Source organism: Cupriavidus sp. IK-TO18 (genome assembly GCF_015549295.1).
Taxonomy (GTDB): domain Bacteria; phylum Pseudomonadota; class Gammaproteobacteria; order Burkholderiales; family Burkholderiaceae; genus Cupriavidus; species Cupriavidus oxalaticus_A.
The window spans coordinates 1-1,030 of the sequence record NZ_JADGMP010000075.1 but is presented as its reverse complement, the minus strand read 5'-3'; the positions used below and the strand labels follow the sequence as shown (position 1 = coordinate 1,030).

The 1,030-nt window shown below is 56.4% G+C and carries 1 protein-coding gene; it reads right to left on the bottom strand.

Annotated elements, in window-relative coordinates; translation table 11 throughout:
• Window positions 1-172 precede the first annotated feature (172 nt).
• Window positions 173-930, bottom strand: a protein-coding gene (locus IPF36_RS34140; protein ID WP_195432347.1) for an IS5 family transposase whose coding sequence is annotated in 2 segments (ribosomal slippage) — window positions 173-615 and window positions 615-930 — 759 coding nt in all. Because the reading frame shifts where the segments join, the coding sequence is not laid out codon by codon here.
• Between the last annotated feature and the right edge of the window lie 100 nt (window positions 931-1,030).

Genomic DNA, 1,030 nt, shown 5'->3' with positions numbered 1-1,030 from the left:
CGCTGATGGCCTCGACCCAGGCTTGTCCTAGGCGAGGAGCGGTCACATCATCGGGTAATCGTCGATCGCCCCTCGCATACAGGTCGCGCAGCTTGCCCAAAGCGTCGATTGCGGGGTGTTCTCCGATGGCTTGCCAGGGAAGCTTCGCGACCGCCACTAGGGCGTGTTCACACTATTTGAGCCCGTCAACGATGAGCGCAAAATTGATGAAGGCGATGAACATTACGTCCAGTTTGTCGAATCGGGAAAAGATGCGACGAAAGCCTTTGAGACGGCGGAACAGGCGCTCCACTTCGTTTCTGCGCTTGTACATCTCGCGATCATATTCCCATGGTTCAAGGCGATTGCTTTTGGGCGGAACCACGGGAATGAAACCCAGGTCGAGTGCGAGTTGTCGCGTCTCATCGCCCTCATATGCCTTGTCCATTAGCAGGTGCAGTGGCCGATCGGGTGGCCCAAGGCTTTGTAGCAGGGCACGCCCCTGCGGTGCATCACCGGCCTGGCCGGGTGACAGCGCGAACGTTATGGCCGTTCGAGCATCCGCGGCAACCATATGAATCTTTGTGGTCCATCCGCCTCGGGATTTTCCAATGACTTGGGGTCCGTTTTTTTTAATGCACCAGTACCGTCAGGATGAACTTTTACCGCCGTGCTATCCAGCGAGACCGCCTCGATCCTGATGCGAACGATCTGCGCACGCTGCAATTCCGTGAACACGCGATCCAGTACGCCGCTCTTGGACCATCGGTTCATCCGCGTGTAGACCGTGTGCCACCGGCCGAAGCGCTTTGGCAAACCGCGCCATTTGCAACCGTGCTCAGCAACATAAAGGATCGCATTCAAAATTTGCAGGTTCGACATGCTTACGTTGCCACGCTGACGCGGCAAGCAGTGCTCAATCTGTCGATATTGGGCTTCGGTGATCTCCATCACCGAAGGATACAACTAAATCCAATTAGTGTGAACACGCCCTAGTAACGCGCGCACGGGCCTAATGGCGTCGATTAGCCGCTGCCTGATTGCAGATGCC